Genomic DNA, 23552 nt, shown 5'->3' on the forward strand with positions numbered 1-23552 from the left:
GGCGGCTTCGCGAGCGAGAGACGACGCAGGGGTCCCTACCCGCTGTACGCGGGCCTATGCACTGCGTGGCACACGGTTCGAGGCATGGAGCGGGGTGCGGAATACCGGACGTCGGGGCCGAGTCGGGCCAAGTACGGGCAATTGAAATGCGCGCGAAGGAGGCCGATCCGGCGCATTCGGAAAGTCCCCTTCACCGACGAACTCGGTGAACTCGGGGAGCCCGGCGGACTTCCGGAACCAGGCCGGGACGCGGAGGACGGCACTGTATCCGCATAAAAACTCGCCGAAGGGGCGGCCGGGCGGAAAGGGCCCGGGAAAGGGACGAAGGACGCGACGCGGGACGGCAACCCGGAGTCCGGGACGGCCGCGGAGCCCTCGACGGCCACGGCGCCCCGCACGGCTGCGGAGTCCAGGACGCCCGCCCTCCAAGGCGCCGGGCCTCCGCACCTCACCCAGCGCAGTGCCCCGCCACACGTCATCCCCCTGCCGAACCACGCACGCCCCGCGTCACGCCCGCCCCGCACCGCGCTCCTCCCCCCGCACCGCACACCCCCGCGCGCCACCCGCACCGCGCCTCCCCGCGCGCGTACCCGCGCCGCACCTCCCGTACCGCGCGCGTACCCGCGCCGCGAGCGCCCGGGTGCTCCCCGCGCCGCCTCAGCCGAGGTACTTGCGCACGCGGTCGCGCAGGTCGGTGATCAGCTTGCCCCGCTTCGGCTTCGCCTCCACGTTGCCGAACACCGCGAACCCGTTGACGATCACCAAAGGCGCCTCGGGGTCCGCCGCCTCCAGCGTCCTGACCTCGAAGTTCCCGAAGATCCCGGTGCCGCTGCCCCGCAGCGAGATGTTCTCCGGAACACGCACCTCGACATTGCCGAACACCGAGGTCGCGTTGATCACGGTCTGCCGCTGGGCGAACAGCGCCTCGGTCAGGTCGATCTCTATGTTGCCGAACAGGCTGAACGCGTTGGTGCGCGGTCCGATGCGCCACCGCCCCTTGCGGACGTTCGAGCTGAAGACCGCGACCAGGGTCTCGGCGGGGGCGTCCCCCGCCGATGGGCCGTATCCGTAGGACGAGCCGGAGGAGGTCCGGGCCCCGGGGTGTGCCGTGTCGCCCGCCGCCGGCAGGTCGGCCACCAGCGGCTCCAGCTCTCCCACGGTCTTGGCGCGGTACACCGCGTCGATGCGCTCGCCGTGCTCCTCCGCGTCGAGGCGCCCCTCCGCCAGGGCTTCCTTGAGGATGTCGGCGATCCTGTCCCGGTCGGCGTCGGAGGCCCGGATCGCTCCGGGGGCCACCGGGGCCGGGGGCTTGAGGGGCTGCTTTTCGAGGTCCACCGCACCAGACTAGCGAAACGCGATAGATCGCGACCAGGGGCTATCGCGTCCCGGCGTGCCGGATCGAGCGCCGGGGCCGCGCGCACAGGTGAGCGTCACCTCACACAAGCGGCGCCGGTGCCGCGTCCTAGGCTTAGGAGGCTGCCGACGTTGAGGGCAGCCGCCGGCCCGTCGAGTGAGGAATGGCCCTAAATGCCCGAGTTTGAGTACTCCGATCTGCTGCCCACAGGCGAAGACACCACGCCGTACCGGCTGGTGACCGCCGAGGGCGTCTCCACCTTCGAGGCCGGCGGTCGTACGTTCCTCAAGGTCGAGCCCGAGGCGCTCCGTACGCTCGCGGCCGAGGCCATGCACGACATCTCGCACTACCTGCGCCCGACGCACCTGGCGCAGCTGCGCCGCATCATCGACGACCCCGACGCGTCCTCCAACGACAAATTCGTCGCGCTCGACCTCCTGAAGAACGCGAATATCGCGGCGGCGGGTGTCCTGCCCATGTGCCAGGACACCGGCACGGCGATCGTGATGGGCAAGCGCGGTCAGCACGTACTGACCGAGGGCGGCGACGAAGAGGCCCTTTCGCACGGCATCTTCGACGCGTACACGAAGCTGAACCTGCGCTATTCGCAGATGGCTCCGCTCACCATGTGGGAGGAGAAGAACACCGGCTCGAATCTCCCGGCGCAGATCGAGTTGTACGCGACCGATGGCGGCGCGTACAAGTTCCTCTTCATGGCGAAGGGCGGCGGCAGCGCCAACAAGTCCTTCCTGTACCAGGAGACGAAGGCGATCCTCAACGAGTCCGCCATGATGAAGTTCCTTGAGGAGAAGATCCGTTCGCTGGGCACCGCGGCCTGTCCGCCGTACCACCTGGCGATCGTCGTCGGCGGTACGTCGGCGGAGTTCGCGCTCAAGACCGCGAAGTACGCCTCCGCGCACTACCTGGACGAGCTGCCGACCGAGGGCTCTCCGGTGGCCCACGGCTTCCGCGACAAGGAGCTGGAGCAGCAGGTCTTCGAGCTGACACAGAAGATCGGCATCGGCGCCCAGTTCGGCGGCAAGTACTTCTGCCATGACGTCCGCGTCGTGCGGCTGCCGCGCCACGGTGCCTCGCTGCCCGTGGCGATCGCCGTGTCCTGCTCGGCCGACCGGCAGGCCGTCGCGAAGATCACCGCCGAGGGTGTCTTCCTGGAGCAGCTGGAGAGGGACCCGGCACGGTTCCTGCCGGAGACCACGGACGAGCACCTGTCCGAGGACGGCGTGGTGAAGATCGACCTCAACCGGCCGATGGACGAGATCCTCGCGGAGCTGACCAGGTTCCCGGTGAAGACGCGCCTCTCGCTGACGGGTCCGCTGGTCGTGGCGCGCGACATCGCGCACGCGAAGATCAAGGAGCGGCTGGACGCCGGCGAGGGGATGCCGCAGTACCTCAAGGACCACCCGGTCTACTACGCGGGCCCGGCGAAGACCCCGTCCGGGTACGCGTCCGGCTCCTTCGGTCCGACGACGGCCGGCCGTATGGACAGCTACGTGGAGCAGTTCCAGGCGGCGGGCGGCTCCAAGGTGATGCTCGCGAAGGGCAACCGGTCGAAGCAGGTCACGGACGCGTGCGACGCGCACGGCGGTTTCTACCTGGGCTCGATCGGCGGCCCCGCGGCCCGGCTCGCGCAGGACTGCATCAAGAAGGTCGAGGTCCTGGAGTACGAGGAGCTCGGCATGGAGGCCGTGTGGAAGATCGAGGTCGAGGACTTCCCGGCGTTCATCGTCGTGGACGACAAGGGCAACGACTTCTTCACCGAGCCCGCTCCGGCGCCGACGTTCACCTCCATCCCGGTGCGCGGGCCCGGTCTCGCCTGAGGGTCCCGGGCGGCGGGCCGGAGCCCCCGGCCCGCTGTCCGGGCGCCGCGGCTGCGCGGCTCCCGGGCCGCGGCCCGCCTGCGGGTACCCGGGGCCGCGTACCGGCCGCGCGGGGCCGCGTGCCGGCCGGCGCGGCCGAGTCGTGAGATGCGTCCTGGCGGGAACACTTCGACGCGGCCCCGCGCTGTCCCCTGCAGGAGGTACGAACACCATGAGCGACCCGACGACCGGCCCGACGAGCGGCCAGGACGACGACCACGCGGCCGGCTCCGGCCACCGCACCGAGCACGACTCGATGGGCGAGGTGCGGGTGCCCGCGCACGCCAAGTGGCGGGCCCAGACGCAGCGCGCCGTGGAGAACTTCCCCATCTCCGGCGGCCGTCTGGAGCGCGCGCACATCCGGGCGCTGGCTCAGATCAAGGCGGCTGCCGCGAAGGTCAACGCGGAACTGGAGGTCGTCGAGGCGGACATCGACAAGGCCATGCTGTACGGCCGTGAGGCCTACATCGCGGACGAGCTGCAGCGCACGATGCTGCCTGAGAACCTGCCGCAGCCCACCGGCGTACGGCTCGCCTCGCGCTACCTGCCGGCGGCCGAGACCGCACGGGTCGGCGGCGACTGGTACGACGCGATCCCGCTGCCCGGCAGCCGGGTCGCGCTGGTCGTCGGTGACGTGATGGGCCACTCCATGACGTCGGCGGCCGTGATGGGCCAGTTCCGCACGACCGCGCAGACCCTCGCGGGGCTCGACCTGCCGCCGCAGGAAGTGCTGCACCACCTGGACGAGCAGGCCCAGCGCCTCGGCACGGACCGCATGGCGACCTGCATGTACGTGGTCTACGACCCGGTGGCGCACCGGATCACCATCGCGAACGCGGGTCATCCGCCGCCGATACTGCTGCACCTGGGCGGGCACGCCGAGGTCCTCAAGGTGCCGCCGGGCGCGCCGATCGGCGTCGGCGGGGTCGACTTCGAGGCGGTGGAGCTGGACGCCCCGTCGGGCGCGACGCTGCTGCTGTACACGGACGGCCTGGTCGAGTCGCGGCTGCGGGACGTGTGGACGGGCATCGAGCAGCTGCGGGAGCGGCTGGAGGCGACCTCGCGGCTGACGGGCCCCGACCACGCGCCGCCGCTGGAGGCCCTGTGCGACGACGTGCTGGACGTGCTGGGCCCGGGCGACCGGGACGACGACATCGCGCTGCTCGCGGCCCGCTTCGACGGGATCGCGCCGAGCGACGTCGCGTACTGGTTCCTGGAGCCGGAGCACGCGGCCCCGGGCCGCGCCCGGCGGCTCGCCCGCAAGGCGCTGTCACGCTGGGGCCTGGAGGAGCTGAGCGACTCGGTCGAGCTCTTGATCAGTGAGGTCGTGACGAACGCCGTGCGGTACGCGGAGCGGCCGGTGACGCTGCGGCTGCTGCGTACGGACGTGCTGCGGTGCGAGGTCGGCGACGACTCGCCGCAGCTGCCGAGGCAGCGGAGGGCACGTGAGACCGACGAGGGCGGCCGTGGGCTGTTCCTGGTCAACCGGCTGGCGCGGCGCTGGGGTGCGACCCGGCTGTCCACCGGCAAGGTGGTCTGGTTCGAGATCCCGACGGGATCGTGACGCGGGCGGCGCGACGCCTGGCCTGAGGCGGGCGGCGCGCCCGCCACGCCCTCGGTACGGGCTGACGGCGCCGTCTCCTCGGTCCGGGGTGCCGGCCCCGTCTCCGGGCTCGCGGTACCGCTGACGGGCCTGGCTCCGGTGCCCCCGTCACGGACATCCGCCCACGCCCCCTGAGCCGGGCGCCCCGGCGCGCACTCCCCTGCCCGCCGTCCCGGTCCAGGCTGCGCGGTCCGGACCTCCCGGCGGCACCGTCCCGGTCCCGCGAGACGGCACCGGGTCTCGACCGTTCATTCCTCCGGGTGATCCCGACGAGTCGTCCCCCGGCCCGTCGCGACCTCGCGCGGCCCGGGGTTTCCGGGACCGTCCGCGCGCGGGCACGGCCCGCCGCGTGCCGACGCCGGGCACGCGCTCGATTCATGGGCAAAGCCGGACGTTCTCCACATGTTGCCGAAGGGGTGTCGGGGCGGTTCACTGGGGCAGGCGGGTGCTGTGCCCGGCACGGGGCCGTGCGTCGCGCGCCCCGGCGGGCCGGCATGTGTCCACAGCCAGCCCGGGGGACGGTCCCCGGCCCCCGGGCCTTCTTATGTGCGGGAGGCCACAAAGTGTCAGAGTCACCCCCGAAGGCGCCGTTCACCACCAACAACGTCGGTATCCCGATCGAGAGCGACGAGCACTCCCTGACCCTGGGACCCGACGGCCCGATTCTGCTCCAGGACCACTACGCCATCGAGAAGATGGCCCAGTTCAACCGCGAACGGGTGCCCGAGCGGGTGGTCCACGCCAAGGGCGCGGGCGCGTACGGCTTCTTCGAGGTCACGAACGACGTCAGCCAGTTCACCAAGGCCGACCTCTTCCAGCCGGGCAAGCGCACGGAGATGCTGGCGCGGTTCTCCACGGTCGCGGGCGAGCAGGGCTCCCCCGACACCTGGCGCGACCCGCGCGGCTTCGCGCTGAAGTTCTACACCGAGCATGGCAACTACGACCTGGTCGGCAACAACACCCCGGTCTTCTTCGTGCGGGACACGATCAAGTTCCAGGACTTCATCCACAGTCAGAAGCGGCACCCGGCGACCGGGCTGCGCAGCAACGACATGCAGTGGGACTTCTGGACGCTGTCGCCGGAATCCGCCCACCAGGTCACCTGGCTGATGGGCGACCGGGGCATCCCGAAGACGTACCGGAACATGAACGGCTACGGCTCCCACACGTACATGTGGATCAACGGGGCCGGCGAGCGGTTCTGGGTGAAGTACCACTTCAAGACGGACCAGGGCATCGACTACCTCCCCCAGGCGGAGGCCGACGAACTCGCGGGCCACGACGCGGACAAGCACCGCCGCGACCTGTACGAGTCGATCGAGTCGGGCAACGCCCCGAGCTGGTCGCTCAAGGTCCAGGTCATGCCGTTCGACGACGCGCCGGACTACCGCTTCAACCCGTTCGACCTGACCAAGGTGTGGCCGCACGCGGACTATCCGCTGATCGATGTGGGCCGGATGGTCCTCGACAGGAATCCCGAGGACTTCTTCGTCCACATCGAGCAGGCCGCGTTCGAGCCGTCGAACATGGTGCCGGGCATCGGCCCGTCGCCGGACAAGATGCTGCTGGGCCGGCTGTTCTCGTACCCGGACACCCATCGGTACCGGATCGGCCCCAACTACACGCAGCTGCCGCCGAACCGCCCGCACTCCGCCGTCAACTCGTACAGCAGGGACGGCTCGATGCGGTACACGCCCTCGAAGGCGTCGATGCCGTACGCGCCGAACTCCTACGGCGGCCCCGCGGCGGACTTCGGCCGCTTCGGTGATCCCGCGGGCTGGGCCGCGGCCGGCGAGATGGTCCGGGAGACCTACACGCTGCACCGCGAGGACGACGACTGGGGCCAGCCCGGCGCGATGGTCCGCAACGTTCTCGACGACGCGCAGCGCGACCGGCTCGTCTCGAACGTCTCCGGGCACCTGCTCCAGGGCGTCTCGCGGCCGGTGCTGGAGCGGGCGATCCAGTACTGGCGGAACATCGACAAGAACGTGGGCGACCGGATCGCCAAGAAGGTCAACGGCGGCTGACGCGCCGCTGGGAGCAGGCACGGCCCAGGGCCCCGGCCGGCGCGCGGACAGCGCGTCGGCCGGGGCCCTGTGGGGTGCCGCGATCGAGGCCCCGGCCGGGGCCGTGGCCCGGTCCGGGCGCGCGATCAGGGGTTGAGCAGGCCGTTGTTGTCCTCGTTGCCGTTGCCGTTGCCGTTGCCCGCGCCCGCGTCCGTGCCGCCCAGCGGCGGAGTCACCGGCGGGGACGCCGGGGACGACTCGCCACTGCCCGGCGGCTCGTCGCTGGCGGGCGGTGAGTCCTGGCCGTCACCGGGCGAGGACTCCGGCGGCGGCGCCGGCTCGCTGTGCGACGGGGACGGCGGCGGGCTGTCCGACGTCGAGGGCGAGTCGGGCGCGCTCGGCGAGTCGGTGATCGACGGGGAGGTCGTCGCGGACGGCGGCGGAGCGACCGCCGCGCCCTGGTCGGTGTCCAGGTCGAACTTGCCCTTCGCGCCGTGCACCGGGTCGGCGCCCGACATGAACTCGCCCCAGATCTGGGCCGGGTAGCCGCCACCGTTGACGCGGCCGCCCTGCGCGGTCAGGCCGCCGGTGCCGGTCAGCGGCACATGGCCGTACTGGGGGTACTTCTTGCCCTCGACGCTCTCCGCCTTCGCCGCCTCGCCGAAGAGGCCCACGGAGGTGACCATGTCCGGGGTGAAGCCGGTGAACCAGGCGGAGACGTCGTCGTCGGAGGTGCCGGTCTTGCCCGCGACCTGGAAGTTCTTGTTCTTCACGATGGAGCCCGTGCCCTCGTCGACCACGCCGGTCAGGACGGAGGTGACGGAGTCGGCGGTGTTGCGGGTGAGCACCTGCTGCCCGATCGGGTCGGGCAGGGACACCTTCGTGCCCTGGTGCTCGGCCGACTTGAGGACGGCGGGCGTGACGAGCCTGCCGTGGTTGTCGAGTGTCGCGTAGACGCCGGCCATCTGGAGCGGGCTCGCGCCCATCGTGCCGAGCGTCTGGGACGGGTAGGGCTGCTGGTTCGTCATGTCCATACCGAGCTTGCCGGCGGTCTTGAGCACCTGCGTCATACCGACGTCCACGCCCATCTGCGCGAAGACGGAGTTGACCGAGTCGTCCATGGCCTTCTGGACGGTGATCGGGCCGTAGTTGGTGCCGTCCTCGTTGGTCGGCGCGAACGCGATGCTGCTGCCCTTGACGGACCGGCCGCTGGTGCCGTCGTAGAGGGTGTTCGCGTTGATCGGCTTGCCCAGCTGGGTCTGCGCGCCGCTCTGCAGGGCGGTGGCGAAGATGACCGGCTTGAACGTCGACGCCGGCTGGTAGTCCTCGCGCGTGGCGTTGCTGGTGGCGTGCGACATGTAGTCCTTGCCCCCGTAGAGGGCGAGGACCTTGCCGGTCTTCGGGTCGACGGAGGCCGCGCCTGCCTGGGCGTCCTTGTCGCGCTCCCGGTCCTTCGGTTCGAGCTTGGAGGTCAGCTGGTGCTTGACGGCGTCCTCCAGCTGGCCCTCCTTCTTCCGGTCGATGTTGAGCGTGATCGTCCAGCCGCCGGCGGCGACCCGCGCCTGCGCGTCGGACGCGGACTCGCCCTGCGTCTCCAACCGCCTCTCCAGCTCCTTGTCGGCGGCGTCCACCAGGTAGCCGGTCTGGCCGCTGAGGCCTGCCTGCGGCTTGGGCGTGATCGGTACGGGGAACTTCATGCCGGCCCGGTCCTGTGCGGACAGCCAGTGCATGGAGACCATGTTCTTGAGGACGTTGTTCCAGCGGTCCGTGACGAGCTTCTTGCCGGTGGGCGTGGCCACGGCCCAGTCGTACTGGCTGGGCGCCTGGAGCAGCGCGGCGAGGTAGGCGCCCTGGTTGACGCTGAGCTGGGAGGCGTCCACGCCGTAGTACGCCTGCGCGGCGGCCTGGATGCCGTACGCGTTGCGGCCGTAGTAGCTGGTGTTCATGTACCCGGCCAGGATGTCGCCCTTGGACTTGTTGCGGTCCACCTTGAGCGAGATCACGAGCTCCTTGAGCTTGCGGGTCGCCGTCTGGTCCTGGTTCAGGTAGTAGTTCTTCACGTACTGCTGGGTGATGGTCGAGCCACCCTGCTTGCCGTGGCCGGTGACCGTGCTGATGAGGGCGCGCGCGGTGCCTTTGAAGTCGACGCCGGAGTCCTGGTAGAAGGTCTTGTTCTCCAGGGCGACGAACGTGTGCTGCACACCCTTGGGCACCTGGTCGAGACCCACGATCTCGCGGTTGATCGCGCCGGTCCTGGCGAGCACCTTGCCGTCGCTGTACTCGTAGACGTTGCTCTGGCGCTGGGCGTCCGCGTTCGCGGCCGGCACCGAGACCGACATGTACGCGAAGACGAAGCCGCCGATCACCAGCACGGCGAGGCCGAGGAACGTGCCGAGGATCTTCTTCCAGGTGAAGAGGCGGCGTATGCCGCGTTTTTTCCCCGTGCTCCCCTGGCGGCCGGCGCGGCGCGTGGCCTGCTGCCGGGCGCGTCGCTCATCTGCTCGGCCCATCGGTGTCTCGCTCCGCTCTCAGGTCTCGGTACCGGTGATCCGTGTCGAGGCCCCCGCCGCCGGAATCCGCTTGAACATTGTGCAAACCAGCTCAGAAAACTAACACCGTGCCCTATGGCGCACGGCGGTCGATCCGGCTTCGGGGACGTGAGAAGAACCACCCGTCTCGACTGGAACCGACTCACGGTAGGGCCAAACGGTTGCTATCTCCGTTAATCTGATATCACAATGCTAGTGGGCCGGATGGCGGTCCGACCGGGCGTCCGTGCGGCGCCCGCGAAGGGAACGGGGTAGTGAGATGGCTTCCACCAGCGAGAACGCGGAGCGCAGGACTCCAGCGGGGACCGCACCCTCTCCGGGCGGCAGCGCTCCCGACGTACCGAAGATGCCGCAGGCTCATGTCAGGGAGACGACGGCCCACAGCATCAGTGGCGGCCTCGCCCTGCTGCTCGGCCTCATAGGTCTGGTGATCGGCGTGGCCCTGCTCGCCGTGGCGGCGGGCAACGACAGCACGACGGTCAAGAGCGCCCTCGTCCCGGCCGGGATCGTGGTGATCATCGCGGCGCTCATGGCGATGCGCGGGCTGAACATGGTGGCGCCCGGCGAGGCCCGGGTGGTCCAGCTGTTCGGCCGTTACCGGGGGACGATCCGCACGGACGGCCTGCGGTGGGTGAACCCGCTCACGACGCGACGCCCCGTCTCCACCCGCGTCCGCAACAACGAGACGCCGGTGCTCAAGGTCAACGACGCCTACGGCAACCCGATCGAGCTGGCGGCGGTCGTGGTGTGGAAGGTGCGCGACACCGCGCAGGCCACCTTCGAGGTGGACGACTTCCTGGAGTTCGTCGCGACCCAGACCGAGGCGGCCGTGCGGCACATCGCCATCGAGTACCCCTACGACGCGCACGACGAGAGCCACCTGTCCCTGCGCGGCAACGCCGAGGAGATCACGGAGAAGCTGGTGGTCGAACTGTCGGCACGGGTGGAGGCGGCCGGGGTGCAGATCATCGAGTCCCGTTTCACCCACCTCGCGTACGCGCCGGAGATCGCATCCGCGATGCTCCAGCGGCAGCAGGCGGGCGCGGTGGTCGCGGCGCGCCGGGAGATCGTGGACGGCGCGGTCGGCATGGTCGAGGCCGCGCTGCGCCGTCTCCGGCAGGAGGACATCGTCACGCTGGACGAGGACCGTCAGGCGGCCATGGTGTCGAACCTGCTCGTGGTGCTCTGCGGCGACCGGGCCGCACAGCCCATCGTCAACACGGGCACGCTGTACCAGTGACGGAACCGGGCCCGCGTCGGGGCGCTGAACGCAAACAGGTACTGCTGCGGCTGGATCCCGTGGTCTACGAGGCGCTGGCCCGCTGGGCCTCGGACGAGCTGCGCAGCACCAACGCGCAGATCGAGTACCTGCTGCGGCGCGCCCTGGCGGAGGCGGGCCGGCTGCCGGGCACCGCCCGGCCCATCCCGCCCCGGGGCCGGCCGCGCCGCCCGGCCCCGGGTGAGCAGCCCCCCGGCCCGGGACCGGGGGCGACGAGCACCTGAGGGGCGGGACGGCGAGCACGGCGCACGGGCGAACGGGCGCCTGGGCGGACGGACGGCAGGGCGGACCGACGGCAGGGGGTGTGCCCCGACGGGGGCACACCCCCTCCACGCTGGCTATACATGGCGTGTATAGCCGCTGTGTATAGTTCTCCGCATGTCCATCGGTAACACCCTCCTCGGTCTCCTGGAGACCGGTCCCCGCCACGGTTACGACCTGAAGCGCGCCTTCGACGAGAGATTCGGGCACGACCGCCCACTGCACTACGGGCAGGTCTACTCGACCATGTCCCGGCTCCTGAAGAACGGGCTCGTCGAGGTCGACAGCGTCGAGTCGGGAGAGGGGCCCGAACGCAAGCGGTACGCCATCACCGACTCCGGGGTGACCGACGTACGGGAGTGGCTCGCCACTCCCGAGAAGCCGGAGCCGTACCTCCATTCGACGCTGTACACGAAGGTCGTCATCGCGTTGCTGACCGGCCGGGACGCCGCCGATCTGCTCGACGTGCAGCGCGCTTCCCACCTGCGCATGATGCGTGAACTCACCGAGCGCAAGCGCCACGGCGACCTCGCCGACCAGCTCATCTGCGACCACGCCCTCTACCACCTGGAAGCCGACGTGCGCTGGCTGGAACTGACCACGGCCCGCCTGGACCGGCTCGCGCGGGAGGTGCGCACGTGAGCACCCGCGAACCGCTGCTGCACGCTGTGGACCTGCACAAGTCGTACGGACCCACGGCCGCGCTGGCCGGCGCGTCCTTCTCCATCAGCCCCGGCGAGATCGTCGCCGTCATGGGGCCCTCCGGCTCCGGGAAGTCCTCACTCCTGCACTGCCTGGCCGGCATCGTCGTCCCGGACTCCGGGTCCATCACCTACGGGGGCGCCGAGCTGACGGGGCTGTCCGACGCGCGCCGCAGCGCACTGCGGCGCAGCGAGTTCGGCTTCGTCTTCCAGTTCGGCCAGCTGGTGCCGGAACTGACCTGCCTGGAGAACGTGGCACTGCCGCTGCGCCTCGGCGGCGCCCGCCGCAAGGCCGCGGAGGCCGCCGCCCTCGAATGGCTGGAGCGCCTGGAGGTGACGGGCGTCTCCGGCAAGCGGCCCGGGGAGATCTCCGGCGGACAGGGTCAGCGCGTCGCGGTGGCCCGCTCCCTCGTCACCTCGCCGCGCGTGGTCTTCGCCGACGAGCCGACCGGGGCGCTGGACTCGCTCAACGGCGAGCGCGTGATGGAACTCCTCACGAACGCGGCCAGGTTCGCGGACGCCGCCGTCGTGCTCGTCACCCACGAGACCCGCGTCGCCGCCTACTCGGACCGCGAGGTGGTCGTCCGCGACGGCGTGGCACGCGACATGGCGGCGACCCGATGAGGGCGGCGGCCACCCACCTCGCGCTCGGCGCCCGTTTCGCCGCCGCCGGGGGCCGCGAGGGGTGGATACGCACCGCCCTGACGGCGTTCGGGGTCGGCCTCGGCGTCGTCCTCCTGCTCGCGGCCTCGTGCGTACCGTCGATCATCGACGGCCGCAGCGCCCGCAGCGAGGCGCGGGGCATCGCGACGGCGGACTCCGGCAACGTGCCCCGCGGGAACCGGACGTTCCTGTACATCAACGCGAGCACCGAGTACCACGGCCGTCCCGTCACCGGCACGCTGCTGCGCCCGGACGGCCCGGGGGCGACACCCCCGCCCGGCCTGCGCGCGATGCCGAAGCCCGGCGAGATGGCGGTCTCCCCCGCCCTGCGGACGTTGATGGACGGCCCGGGGGGCGCACTGCTGAAGCAGCGGCTGCCGTTCACCGACTCCGGCACCGTCGCGAGCGCCGGCCTGCTCGATCCGACCGAACTGGTCTATTACGCGGGCGACTCGGCCCTCTCCCCGCACCGGGGGGCGCACCGGGCGGGCGCATACGGCCGCCACGACGCCCAGGACCCGCTCGACCCGCGGCTGATCGCCGTCATCGCACTGATCTGCGTCGTGCTGCTCGTCCCTGTGGTCGTCTTCATCGCGACGGCCGTACGGTTCGGCGGAGAGCGCAGGGACCGCAGGCTCGCGGCGCTGCGCCTGGTCGGCGCGGACGCGCGCGCCACCCGCTGGATGGCGGCGGGCGAGGCGCTGTTCGGCGCGGCGGCGGGGCTGGTCGTCGGAGCGCTGATCTTCGCCGGGGTGCGGCACTTCGCCGGCGCGATACGGCTGTGGGACATGTCCGCGTATCCCGAGGACATCACACCGAGCCCGCTGCTCGTCGCGCTCGTCGTGGTGGCCGTCCTGGTCACCTCCGTCGGCGCGGCGCTCGTCGCCCTGCGCTCGGTCTCGATCGAACCGCTCGGCGTCGTACGGGACGCGGAGTTGCGCCCCCGGCGCCTGTGGTGGCGCCTCGTGCTGCCCGCGGCGGGGATCGTGACGCTCGTCCTCACCCATCAGTTCGCCGGAAAGAAGGCGGCACTGCACACCGTGCCGATCATCGCCGGTTCGTCGCTGACGCTGATCGGGCTGGTGGGGCTGCTGCCCTGGCTGGTGGAGAAGTCCGTGGCACGGATGCGCGGCGGCCCCGTGCCCTGGCAACTGGCGACCAGGCGCCTTCAGCTGAGCGGCGGTTCGGCGGCACGCGCGGTCGGCGGGATCACCGTCGCGGTCGCGGGCGCGATCCTGTTGCAGATGGTGTTCGGCGGGATGCAGGACGACTTCGCGCACCCGGACGGCACGAAGGGTGCCACTCCCTCGGCGACGGCGCACGGCACACCGCGCACGGCGGACGTGACCGTACAGGTCGACGCGCCCGACATCGGCCTGGCCCGGCGGCTGACGAGTTCCCTCACGGGGACCCGGGGCGTCAGCGCGGTCGCCACGACCGTGGAGGCGTACGCGACGGCGGTCCGGCAGGGGAAGGGGAAAGGCGGCGGGTCCGCGTCCCTCACCAGCGTCACGGTCGGGGACTGTGCGAGCCTGCGGGTCTTCGCGCGGATCCCCGTCTGCCACGACGGCGACACCTTCATCTCCCGTACGAAGGCCGCGACGTCGGCCCACGACCGCCCGGGCGAGGTCGTCTCCCTCGACAACGGTGACGGATCCCCCGCCACCTCGGCGAAGTTCACCGTGCCGGCCTCGGCCCGTACGGTCGCGGCACTGTCCGGCTGGGACGGCGAGAGCCACGCGGGGGTCCTCGCCACGCCGGCCGCCCTCGACGCGGCGAAGGTCGCCGGCGGGCAGACCTGGTCCCGGGTCTGGCTGCACGGGCCGCTGGCGGACGGAGTCGAACGGGTCCGCACCGCGGCGGGGCGCGTCGATCCGACGGTCCAGGTGCAGACCCTGCTCAACCAGGCCAGGGACAGCCAGTACGCGAGCGTGCAGACCGGGCTCAGGATCGGTGGCACGGCCACCATGGCGCTGATCGCGGCGAGCCTGCTCGTCTCGCAGACCGAGCAACTGCGCGAGCGCAGGCGGCTGCTGTCGGTCCTGGTGGCCTTCGGCACCCGGCGCGCCACGCTGGCCTGGTCGGTGCTGTGGCAGACGGCCGTTCCGGTGCTGGTCGGCACGGTCCTCGCGGTCGCGGGCGGTGTGGCCCTCGGCAAGGTGACGCTGGACCTGCTGGTCGCACCGGTCAAGGACTGGTGGGTGTTCTGGCCCTACGCGGGCGCGGGCGTGGCGGTCGTCCTGCTGGTGACGCTGGCGAGCATGGCGCCACTGTGGCGGCTGATGCGGGCGGACGGCCTGCGGACGGAGTGACGCGGGTGGCGGCGTGGGCGTCCTGGCGCCGCGGGTCGCGCGGCGGGGGTCCGGGCGCCGCGGCTGCCGGTACGGGGTCCGGGCGCCGCCCGGGTCCTGCTCCGCCTCGTCAGTCCGCCGACCTGACCGTCCTCATCAGGGCCCGCATGTCGTCGGTCATGGCGGGCGCGAGCACATCGACGACGTGCGCGGACACGTAGACGGGCCGCACGTCGGACGCGGCGGCCCGGCGTCCGTCGTACGAGGAGTAGACACTCAGCGTCAGGGTGAACTCGGCCCGGCCGTCGAGGACCCGCAGGGTGGGCGGCATCTCGCCGACGCTGTCGGTGATCAGGTACGCCCGGGTGCCGAGGTCCGGGACGCGCAGCGTGTGCAGCGCCCAGCCGGGCGACTTGGCCTGGGGAAGGGCGTCGAACTCCGGTGCCGGGTCGGTGCTGCGGTGCAGGACGTACCTGAGGTCCACGAGGGTGCGGACGCCCCCGTTGTCGCTGATGATCAGGCCGGGGAGGGTGCGCAACGGGCTGCCCGGCGGCGCTGTGCCGAGGTCGGTCCTGCACACGGCGCTGTCGACCGCGCTCGTCTCGTCGGATGCGGCCTCCGGCGTCTGCGCCGGGCCGAGGACCTTCGAGAGGGCGGACAGCGGGGCGTCGAGGCACAGGTCGCGCTCGGGGCCGTACCCGCCGAGGTCGGGGCCCCGGGAGTGGTACAGGGTCAGCCCCGCGCCCCACAGCAGGGACGCGGCGAGCGCGCCCCACAGGCCCCAGGTCAGGGCGGCCCGCCTGGGCGCCGGGGCGGGTATCCCGTCACCGACGAGGACCGGCCCCGGCCCGGGGTCCGCCGGGGTGTCGAAGTTGCCGTCCCGCTGCCCGGGAACACCGGGAGCGAAGCCGCCGGGCCGGTCGCCGGGGCGCGACGGCCAGTCCTCGCCCTCCAGTTCCGGTTCCGAGATCACTCCGGGTCCCGCCCCGGGTCCCGCGGCTGCTCACTTCCCTGTTCGCCGCGGTCCTCGGCGCCGGACCCGCCGGGCGTCGGGGGCCCGGCGGCCGGTGGCGTGGGAGCCGGGGTCGGGGCGAGGGACGCGGCCGTCGCGCCGTGCGGCCGCGGCGCGGTGCGCAGCGCCTGCTCATGCGCGTACGAACGCAGGTAGCCGACCACGGTGTTGGTGACCGCGACCAGCGGCACGGCCACCACAGCACCGCCGATGCCCGCGATGAGGCTGCCTGCCGCGACGGACAGCACGACCGCCAGCGGGTGCACCCGTACCGCGCGGCCGAGGATGAACGGCTGGAGGATGTGGCCCTCGATCTGCTGCACGGCGAGCACCACGAGCAGCACGATCAGGGCGGTGAACACGCCCTGGGTGACGAGCGCGACGACCACCGCGAGCGCACCCGACACGACGGCGCCGACCAGCGGGACGAACGAGCCGAGGAAGATGATGACGCCCAGCGGCACCGCGAGCGGCACCCCGAGGAAGAAGACGCCGAGACCGATGAAGGTGGCGTCGATCAGCGCGACTATCACCGTGCCGCGCACGTACGCCGTGAGCGTGTGCCAGGCGCGCGGACCGGCGCCCGCGACGCCCTCGCGGGCCTGCGCGGGAACGAGCTTGAGCGCCCACTGCCAGATCCGCGGCCCGTCGTAGAGCAGGAAGATCGTCGAGAAGAACGCGAGGAAGATCCCGGTCAGCAGCTCGACGATGACGGTGACGCCCTGCAGGCCGGCCGAGGTGATCTCGTTGGTGTTGGTGCCGATCGCGTTGCTGAGGTTCGCCGCGATGTCGTTGATCTGCTTGTCCGTCACATGGAACGGACTGTTGAGCAGCCAGTGCTTGGCTTCGTTGACGCCGTCGGTCAGCCGGTCGGAGAGGTTCCCGATGTTCTCGGAGACCTGCCAGACCACGAACCAGCCGATCAGAGCGAGAATCACGAACCCGGCCAGCGTGGTCAGGGCGGTCGCGAGCCCGCGCGGCACGCCGTGGCGCTTCAGGCGGGCGACGGTCGGCTGGAGCAGCGCCGTGATGAGCAGCGCCGCGACGAAGGCCAGCACCACCAGGCGTACGGCGCTGACGACCCGCATCAGCACCCACACCGTCGCCGCGAGGATCAGCAGCCGCCAGGCCGCCTCCACGGCGACCCGGATCCCCCACGGAATGGCGGCGACCGGGTCGGGTTTCGCCGCGACGGACGGCGCGTAGTCGGGCGGGGGCGGGACCCGGGACGGTTCCGGGGGGACGGGGACGGGGGCGGGGTCCGGGACGGGGGCGGCGTGCTGCGCTTCCGCCTCGGCCCGGCGCTGATCCAACCGCTGGCCGAGCCTCGTCAGTTCCCCACCCATACGGCCCAGCCACGAAGGCACTCTCGACATGCGTTCCTTCTTTCCCCCGTCCGTCTCCCCACTCGTGTCACCGGAGAGCCGTTCCGAACCGACCGTACACGGGGGAAGCCCCCCACCGAAGGACGGAGGGGGGCTTCACGAGGTTGAGCGGGAGCAGGGAGGGAAGGCGCGGCGGTCCTCCCCGGCTCGCTCAGTACCAGCTGTGGGCCTGCCAGAAGGACCAGGCGCCGCACGGGCTGCCGTAGCGGCTGTCCATGTAGTTCAGGCCCCACTTGATCTGGGTGGCCGGGTTGGTCTGCCAGTCGGCGCCGGCGGTCGACATCTTGGAGCCGGGCAGGGCCTGCACCAGACCGTAGGCACCGGAACCGGAGTTCGTGGCCGTGTAGTCCCAGCCCGACTCACGGGTGACGATGTTGCTGAAGCACTGGAACTGGTCGGCCGGCATCATCTGCCGGGCCATCGCCTGGACAGCCGAGGCGGAGTACGAGCTCTGCACGCTGAAGGCGGAGGCGGACTTGATCGAGTCCTGCTCCGCCTTGAGCTTGGCCGCGGCCTTCTTGGCCTCTTCCGCCTTCTTGGCGGCCTCCGCCTTGTCGTCGGCCGCCTGCTTCTTGGCCTTCGCGTCGTGGGCGGCCTGGATGCGGGCATCCGCCTCCGCCGACTTCAGGGAGGCGAGGTCCGCCGCCGTCGACTGGGCACTGGCCTGCTGCGCGAGCGACGCCGTCAGCACCTGGGCCTGCTGACCCGAGGGGATGTCCGCAAGCAGCGTCGCGTCCGAAGCGGTCGTCTCGAGGTTGTCGGTCGAAGCGTGCTGCGGGTCGCCCGAAGCGACACCTACGACGGCGCCAACAGTGGTGACCGCAGTAGCCGATGCCACTGCGAATCCCCGGACCGAGATCCGACTCACACGGTGTCCTTCCAGCAACGCCCGCACCGGTGACCTCGCGGGCGCGATCTTGCCCCTGGCACTGGCCTCCGCACTGCTTGGTCACGGGAGACTCGGGCCCGGTGGACAGTCCTCGGGGGACTGACGCGTGGTACTCGGGCGGCATGCGGCGGGGGGTGTGGAGTTGTGGTGGCGCCGAAACGCCTGGTGTTCGTGTGCCGCATGCGGGGCCTGACGGAAGCAAGACTCTGCCGGAAGGCGACGCCGCAGGGCAATTCCCAGTTGCGTGGGAAAGCTCACACCCCGTTTGCCCCAACGGATTTGTGGAAATCCCGCACGGCACGACGCCGCCCCGCTAAGCTCCTTGGCTCTGCGGGGCGGCGTCGTGCCTCTGTGCGGTTCCAGGACTCAGATTTGTCCGTCTTCGAGCATCTCCGTCACCAACGCGGCGATCTGCGATCGCTCGGAGCGCGTCAGCGTGACGTGCGCGAACAGCGGATGCCCCTTCAGCTTCTCGACCACGGCGACGACTCCGTCGTACCGGCCGACCCGCAGGTTGTCCCGCTGCGCGACGTCATGGGTGAGCACGACACGCGAGCCGGAGCCGATCCGGGACAGCACCGTCAGCAGGACGTTGCGCTCCAGGGACTGCGCCTCGTCGACGATCACGAACGCGTCGTGCAGTGACCGGCCCCGGATGTGGGTGAGCGGCAGGACCTCCAGCATCCCGCGCCCCAGCACCTCCTCGATGACCTCGCGGCCCGCGATCGACGACAGTGTGTCGAAGACCGCCTGCGCCCACGGGCCCATCTTCTCGGCCTCGCTGCCCGGCAGGTAGCCGAGCTCCTGCCCGCCGACCGCGTACAGGGGACGGAAGACCATCACCTTCTGGTGCTGTCTGCGCTCCATCACGGCTTCGAGGCCGGCGCACAGCGCCAGCGCCGACTTGCCCGTACCGGCCCGGCCGCCCATCGAGATGATGCCGACATCCGGGTCGAGCAGCAGGTCGAGCGCGATGCGCTGCTCGGCGCTGCGCCCGCGGATGCCGAACGCCTCCCGGTCGCCGCGCACCAGCCGCACGTTGCCGTCGGCGGTGACCCGGCCGAGCGCCTTGCCGCGCTCGGACTGGAGCACCAGGCCCGTGTGGACCGGCAGCTCGGCCGCCTCCGGTACGTAGAGCGTCTCCTCGGAAAAGAGGAGATCGACCTGCTCACCGGAGAGGGGCAACTCACTCATGCCCGTCCAGCCGGAGTCGGTGATCGCGAGCTCGGCCCGGTACTCCTCGGCGAGCAGGCCCACCGACGACGCCTTGATGCGCAGCGGCAGGTCCTTGGAGACGACCGTGACGTCGTACCCCTCGGCCTGGAGGTTGCGCGCGACGGCGAGGATCCGCGAGTCGTTGTCGCCCAGCCGGAATCCGGCGGGCAGTACCCCCGGGTCCGAATGGTTGAGTTCGACGCGGAGCGTGCCGCCCATGTCGCCGATCGGCAACGGCGCGTCGAGACGGCCGAAGCGGATGCGGAAGTCGTCCAGCAGCCTCAGCGCCTGCCGGGCGAAATACCCGAGTTCCGGATGGTGCCGCTTGGCCTCCAGCTCCGTGATCACCACGATCGGGAGCACGACCTCGTGCTCCTCGAAGCGGGACATGGCACCTGGGTCGGCCAGCAGGACGCTGGTGTCGAGTACATACGTGCGCCGGTCGGAGCGGCGCTTCGAGCTGGTCACCACGGAAGGACGAACCCCCTCGGATGAGGTCGGGGATGCGACGGCGTCGCGGGCGGGTGGACCGGGCTCCTGGCCCATGCGCGGGCCGAGCTCCGGCCCTCCACGTCGCCCGTACGACTCACCGTACGGTCGTCCTGGTGCAAAGGGCCTCCCGGGCGGGCGGCAGCTGCCGCCCACTGAGAACGACGTCCGCCGACCGGCCCCCCGAGGGACCGGCCAGTACGTTCCGGTACGTCGACCTGCTAGGGGTATTCCCTTTTCCGGCCGCCGCCATGCGTTGGCATATGACGCACAGCGGGTGAACACCGCGTGTCGGGACGCGGGGAGGCCGCCGGACCCGGCCGCACGGCGGCGGCGGGCCGGCCGGGTCCCCGGGCGTGTCCGCCCGGAGATCCGTGGTCGTCAGCCCCCGTAGCGGCGGTGACGGGCCGCGTAGTCGCGCAGGGCGCGCAGGAAGTCGACCTTGCGGAACGCGGGCCAGAAGACGTCGCAGAAGTAGTACTCCGAATGGGCACTCTGCCAGAGCATGAAGCCCGACAGGCGCTGCTCCCCACTCGTGCGGATGACGAGGTCGGGGTCCGGCTGGCCGCGGGTGTAGAGGTGGGAGGAGATCATGTCGATGTCGACGATCTCGGCCAGGTCCTCGTACGAGGTGCCCTGGGCGGCGTGGTCGTGCAGCAGGGACCGCACGGCGTCGGCGATCTCCTGCCGGCCGCCGTAGCCCACGGCGACGTTCACGAGTATTCCCTTGTTGCCGACCGTGGCCTGTTCGGCCTCCTTCAGCACCAGCTGCGTCCCGGCGGGCAGGAGGTCCATCGTGCCGACGTGGTGGACCTGCCAGCAGCCGTCCGCGGCCAGATCACGCACCGCGTCCTCGATGATCCCCAGCAGCGGGGTCAGCTCCTCCTCGGGCCGGTCGAAGTTGTCCGTGGACAGCAGCCAGAGGGTGACGACCTCGACATTGGTCTCGGAGCACCAGCCGAGCATCTCCTGGATCTTGCTGGCACCCGCCTTGTGACCCTGTTCGGTGGTACCGCCCGACGCCTTGGCCCAGCGGCGGTTCCCGTCGAGGATGACCCCGATGTGCTTGGGGCCCTGGGAAAGGTCGAGACGTCCCTCGACCCGGTGGGCGTACAGCCGGTACACAAGGTCGCGCAGGTTCACTGGGTCCACCTCATCCGTCGTGTGGGGATCGTCCGCGAGCCGCGACAGCTCCATGGCGCAAAACGCCGGAGCACCGGGCCGCGACGGGGCCCCGAAGCCGTCACACTACTGCGCCCACCGCACGGGCACCCAACTCGGTCTGTCACAAGTCCGTGATAAGGAAAGACGTGTGACTGATTCTTCTCTCTATATTGCGGCCGACGAGCGCTACGACTCCATGGAGTACCGGCGCACCGGCCGCAGCGGGCTCAAGCTGCCCGCCATCTCCCTCGGCCTGTGGCACAACTTCGGCGACGACTTCGCCCTGGGCACGCAGCGCGCGATCCTGCGCCGCGCCTTCGACCTGGGCATCACGCACTTCGACCTGGCGAACAACTACGGACCGCCCCCCGGCTCCGCCGAGCTGAACTTCGGCAAGCTCTTCGCCCAGGACTTCGCCCCGTACCGCGATGAGCTGATCATCTCGACCAAGGCCGGCTACCGGATGACACCGGGCCCCTACGGTGAGTGGGGTTCCCGCAAGTACCTGCTGTCCTCGCTGGACGCGTCCCTGAAGCGGATGGGTCTGGACTACGTGGACATCTTCTACTCGCACCGCCCCGACCCCGAGACCCCGCTCGAAGAGACGATGGGCGCACTGGCCTCCGCCGTCCAGCAGGGCAAGGCGCTGTACGTGGGTGTCTCCTCCTACAACGCGGAGATGACCGCCAAGGCCGCGGCCATCCTCAAGGACATGGGGGTGCCCGCACTCATCCACCAGCCGTCCTACTCGATGATCAACCGCTGGATCGAGGACGACGGCCTGCTCGACACGCTGGAGACGGCGGGCATGGGCTGCATCTCCTTCGTGCCGCTCGCGCAGGGCCTGCTCACCGACAAGTACCTCAACGGCATCCCCGAGGGCTCGCGGGCCACCCAGGGCAAGTCCCTGGACCCGAAGCTGCTGTCCGAGGAGGTCACCCGCCGGCTGAACGGGCTGAACGACATCGCCCGCCGCAGGGGCCAGTCGCTCGCCCAGCTGGCCCTCCAGTGGGTGCTGCGCGACCCGCGCATGACGTCGGCGCTGATCGGCGCGTCGAAGGTCAAGCAGGTCGAGCAGAACGTGGCGGCCCTCTCGGGCGCGCCGCTGACCGAGGAGGAGCTGACGGAGATCGACAGCTTCGCGGTGGACACCGAGGGCACGAACATCTGGGCCGGCCGCAACTGACATCACGGCTTGCTCCGTCCGCGTGAACGGCCGAGGGCCGGCGCCCGCCCCACCGGGGTCGGGCGCCGGCCCTCGGCCGTTTCCGGGGCTGCCACGTACGGGTCCGGGGTGCGGCGTACTGGTCGGGGACGCGTACTGGTCGGGGGTGCCACGTACGGGTCCGGGTGCCGCGTACTGGTCGGGGGCAGCCGCGTACGGAGCAGTCGCCCCGGCAGCCGGGGTTGTCGCAGGGGGCCGGACCCAGGCTTCGGGGGCGGCACCGCGTGTCCGAACGGGGCGCCCGGTCCACCGAGCCGGTCGGGTGGTCGCGATGACGGCGCCGTCCGGGCGGTACGGGGTGAGCCCGGCCGCATGCACGGTGCGGGGCACGGTCCGGGCGGCGCGCGAAGGCCGGAACCGCCTTCCCGTCGGGCGGCCGAAGCCCTGGGCGGGGGCCGCCGGAAGCCCTGAGCGGTGGCGGCCGAAGCCCTGGGCGGTGGCCGTCAGGAGGGTGCCTGGGGCGCGCGCCGGGGGCGGGGAAGAAAAAACGGGCCGGTCCGTGGGGGGATACGGACCGGCCCGAGGGGGGGAGTTCCACCATAACCCTTCGTGAGGGAAGACGGCAGCCTTGTCGGCGAAGGATGACGCTCCGGAGGCGTCCGAATGCCCCGTGTGGCCTTGGAATTCCGGCCTCCGGGCGGTTTTGCGGACGTTCGGCGCGACCCTCGCGCGGCGGGTGTGTCGTAACCCTCAGGAGCGACGACGGCCGAGTCACCGGCTTGACGTGGACCTCGACGGCCCGCCGAAACCACCCGAAAGCACCCCTCACGGCGCCGGCCGCTTGCGGGCCTCGATCAGGAACCGGGTGGTCGTGGCGGCGAAAGGACCGTCCCGCAGGATGTCCTCGTGCAGCTCGGCGAGCCGGTCCCGGTGCCGCTCCACCGTGAAACCGGGCACCATCCAGATCACCTTGCGCAGGAAGTAGACGACGGCCCCGATGTCGGAGAACTCGGTCCGCAGCTCCGCCGCCCGCAGATCGGTCACCTCCAGCCCCGCCGCCTCGGCCGCCGCGCGCGCCGCCGCCGGGCCGCGCCGCGCGCGCACCTCGGCGCTCTGAGGCCCGAGGAAGTACTCCACCAGCTCGAAGACGGACGCGGGACCGACCTCCTGCGAGAGGTACGTCCCGCCGGGGGCCAGCACCCGCGCGATCTCGCCCCACCGGGCCCGTACGGGATGACGGCTGACGACCAGGTCGAACGCGGCATCGGCGAACGGCAGCGGCGCGCCCTCCGACGTGGCGACGACGACGGCGCCGCGCGGACTCAGCCGGGCCGTCGCCCGGGCGACGTTCGGGGGCCACGACTCGGTGGCGGCGGTCAGCCGGGGCAACCGGGGCACGCTGTCGAGTACCTCCCCGCCGCCCGTCTCGATGTCGAGCGCGGCCCGGGCCCGGGACATCCGGTCCGCGACCAGGCGTGCGTAGCCCCAGGGCGGGCGTTCCTCGGTGGCACGGCCGTCGAGCCAGGAGAAGTCCCAGCCGTCGACGGAGACGGCGGCGGCCTCGGAGACGAGTTCGTCGAAGGTGCGGTGGCGATGGGAGGGGTGCTGGGTGCGGTCCGGCATGGGAGCGATGCTGGCAGGACGCGTGG

General features: G+C 71.4%; 16 protein-coding genes and 1 pseudogene. 9 read left to right on the top strand and 8 right to left on the bottom strand.

Features of this window, described 5'->3' with window-relative positions:
• Positions 1-657: 657 nt before the first annotated feature.
• On the bottom strand, positions 658-1335 hold the full coding sequence (locus OG310_RS12040) for a DUF1707 SHOCT-like domain-containing protein (protein ID WP_329455876.1): 678 nt from the start codon (positions 1333-1335) through the stop codon (positions 658-660).
• A gap of 192 nt (positions 1336-1527) precedes the next feature.
• On the opposite strand from OG310_RS12040, the gene OG310_RS12045 reads away from it, so the two are divergent.
• The 3 genes and pseudogenes from OG310_RS12045 (at position 1528) to OG310_RS12055 (ending at position 6861) form a co-directional block, all read left to right on the top strand.
• On the top strand, positions 1528-3192 hold the full coding sequence (locus OG310_RS12045; RefSeq protein WP_329455877.1) for a fumarate hydratase: 1665 nt from the start codon (positions 1528-1530) through the stop codon (positions 3190-3192).
• Between the two features lie 469 nt (positions 3193-3661).
• A pseudogene (locus OG310_RS12050) lies at positions 3662-4795 on the top strand (ATP-binding SpoIIE family protein phosphatase); the annotation flags it as partial.
• A 602-nt stretch (positions 4796-5397) separates the two neighbouring features.
• Complete coding sequence (locus OG310_RS12055; protein WP_329455878.1) at positions 5398-6861, top strand: catalase; 1464 nt, start codon at positions 5398-5400, stop codon at positions 6859-6861.
• A 125-nt stretch (positions 6862-6986) separates the two neighbouring features.
• Here OG310_RS12055 and OG310_RS12060 read toward each other — a convergent pair whose 3' ends face one another.
• A complete protein-coding gene (locus tag OG310_RS12060; RefSeq protein ID WP_329455879.1) occupies positions 6987-9350 on the bottom strand; it encodes a transglycosylase domain-containing protein in 2364 nt (787 codons plus the stop codon).
• A 385-nt stretch (positions 9351-9735) separates the two neighbouring features.
• On the opposite strand from OG310_RS12060, the gene OG310_RS12065 reads away from it, so the two are divergent.
• The 5 genes from OG310_RS12065 (at position 9736) to OG310_RS12085 (ending at position 14605) form a co-directional block, all read left to right on the top strand.
• Positions 9736-10629: an SPFH domain-containing protein gene (locus tag OG310_RS12065; RefSeq protein WP_329460141.1), complete on the top strand. Its 894-nt coding sequence runs from the start codon at positions 9736-9738 to the stop codon at positions 10627-10629.
• Positions 10626-10892, top strand: a complete 267-nt coding sequence (locus OG310_RS12070) for a hypothetical protein (RefSeq protein ID WP_329455880.1) — start codon at positions 10626-10628, stop codon at positions 10890-10892. Before OG310_RS12065 ends, OG310_RS12070 begins: the two co-directional genes overlap by 4 nt.
• 154 nt (positions 10893-11046) lie before the next feature.
• Complete coding sequence (locus OG310_RS12075; RefSeq protein WP_329455881.1) at positions 11047-11571, top strand: PadR family transcriptional regulator; 525 nt, start codon at positions 11047-11049, stop codon at positions 11569-11571.
• Entirely contained in the window at positions 11568-12254 is a 687-nt protein-coding gene (locus tag OG310_RS12080; protein ID WP_329455882.1) for an ABC transporter ATP-binding protein, read from the top strand. Before OG310_RS12075 ends, OG310_RS12080 begins: the two co-directional genes overlap by 4 nt.
• Complete coding sequence (locus tag OG310_RS12085) at positions 12251-14605, top strand: ABC transporter permease (protein WP_329455883.1); 2355 nt, start codon at positions 12251-12253, stop codon at positions 14603-14605. Before OG310_RS12080 ends, OG310_RS12085 begins: the two co-directional genes overlap by 4 nt.
• A gap of 109 nt (positions 14606-14714) precedes the next feature.
• Here OG310_RS12085 and OG310_RS12090 read toward each other — a convergent pair whose 3' ends face one another.
• The 5 genes from OG310_RS12090 to OG310_RS12110 all read right to left on the bottom strand — a co-directional run bounded on the left by OG310_RS12090 (position 14715) and on the right by OG310_RS12110 (position 20717).
• Positions 14715-15557: a hypothetical protein gene (locus OG310_RS12090; RefSeq protein ID WP_329455884.1), complete on the bottom strand. Its 843-nt coding sequence runs from the start codon at positions 15555-15557 to the stop codon at positions 14715-14717.
• A complete protein-coding gene (locus OG310_RS12095; RefSeq protein WP_329455885.1) occupies positions 15554-16972 on the bottom strand; it encodes an AI-2E family transporter in 1419 nt (472 codons plus the stop codon). Before OG310_RS12095 ends, OG310_RS12090 begins: the two co-directional genes overlap by 4 nt.
• A 160-nt stretch (positions 16973-17132) precedes the next feature.
• Positions 17133-17849: a lytic transglycosylase domain-containing protein gene (locus tag OG310_RS12100; protein WP_329455886.1), complete on the bottom strand. Its 717-nt coding sequence runs from the start codon at positions 17847-17849 to the stop codon at positions 17133-17135.
• Positions 17850-18236: 387 nt separating this feature from the next.
• Positions 18237-19556 carry a PhoH family protein gene (locus tag OG310_RS12105; protein WP_329455887.1) on the bottom strand — a complete coding sequence of 440 codons (1320 nt, stop codon included), beginning with the start codon at positions 19554-19556 and terminating at the stop codon, positions 18237-18239.
• A 399-nt stretch (positions 19557-19955) separates the two neighbouring features.
• Positions 19956-20717 carry an isoprenyl transferase gene (locus OG310_RS12110; RefSeq protein WP_329455888.1) on the bottom strand — a complete coding sequence of 254 codons (762 nt, stop codon included), beginning with the start codon at positions 20715-20717 and terminating at the stop codon, positions 19956-19958.
• A gap of 169 nt (positions 20718-20886) precedes the next feature.
• Between OG310_RS12110 and mgrA the strand changes: the two genes are divergently transcribed.
• The gene (mgrA, locus tag OG310_RS12115; protein ID WP_329455889.1) at positions 20887-21924 is read left to right on the top strand and encodes an L-glyceraldehyde 3-phosphate reductase; all 1038 of its coding nucleotides are present in this window, start codon (positions 20887-20889) and stop codon (positions 21922-21924) included.
• An 804-nt stretch (positions 21925-22728) separates the two neighbouring features.
• Here the strand turns inward: mgrA and OG310_RS12120 are convergent.
• Positions 22729-23526 (bottom strand): class I SAM-dependent methyltransferase, encoded by a 798-nt coding sequence (locus OG310_RS12120; RefSeq protein WP_329455890.1) that lies wholly within the window; start codon positions 23524-23526, stop codon positions 22729-22731.
• Positions 23527-23552: the final 26 nt, after the last annotated feature.

Source organism: Streptomyces sp. NBC_01497 (assembly GCF_036250695.1).
Taxonomy (GTDB): Bacteria; Actinomycetota; Actinomycetes; order Streptomycetales; family Streptomycetaceae; genus Streptomyces.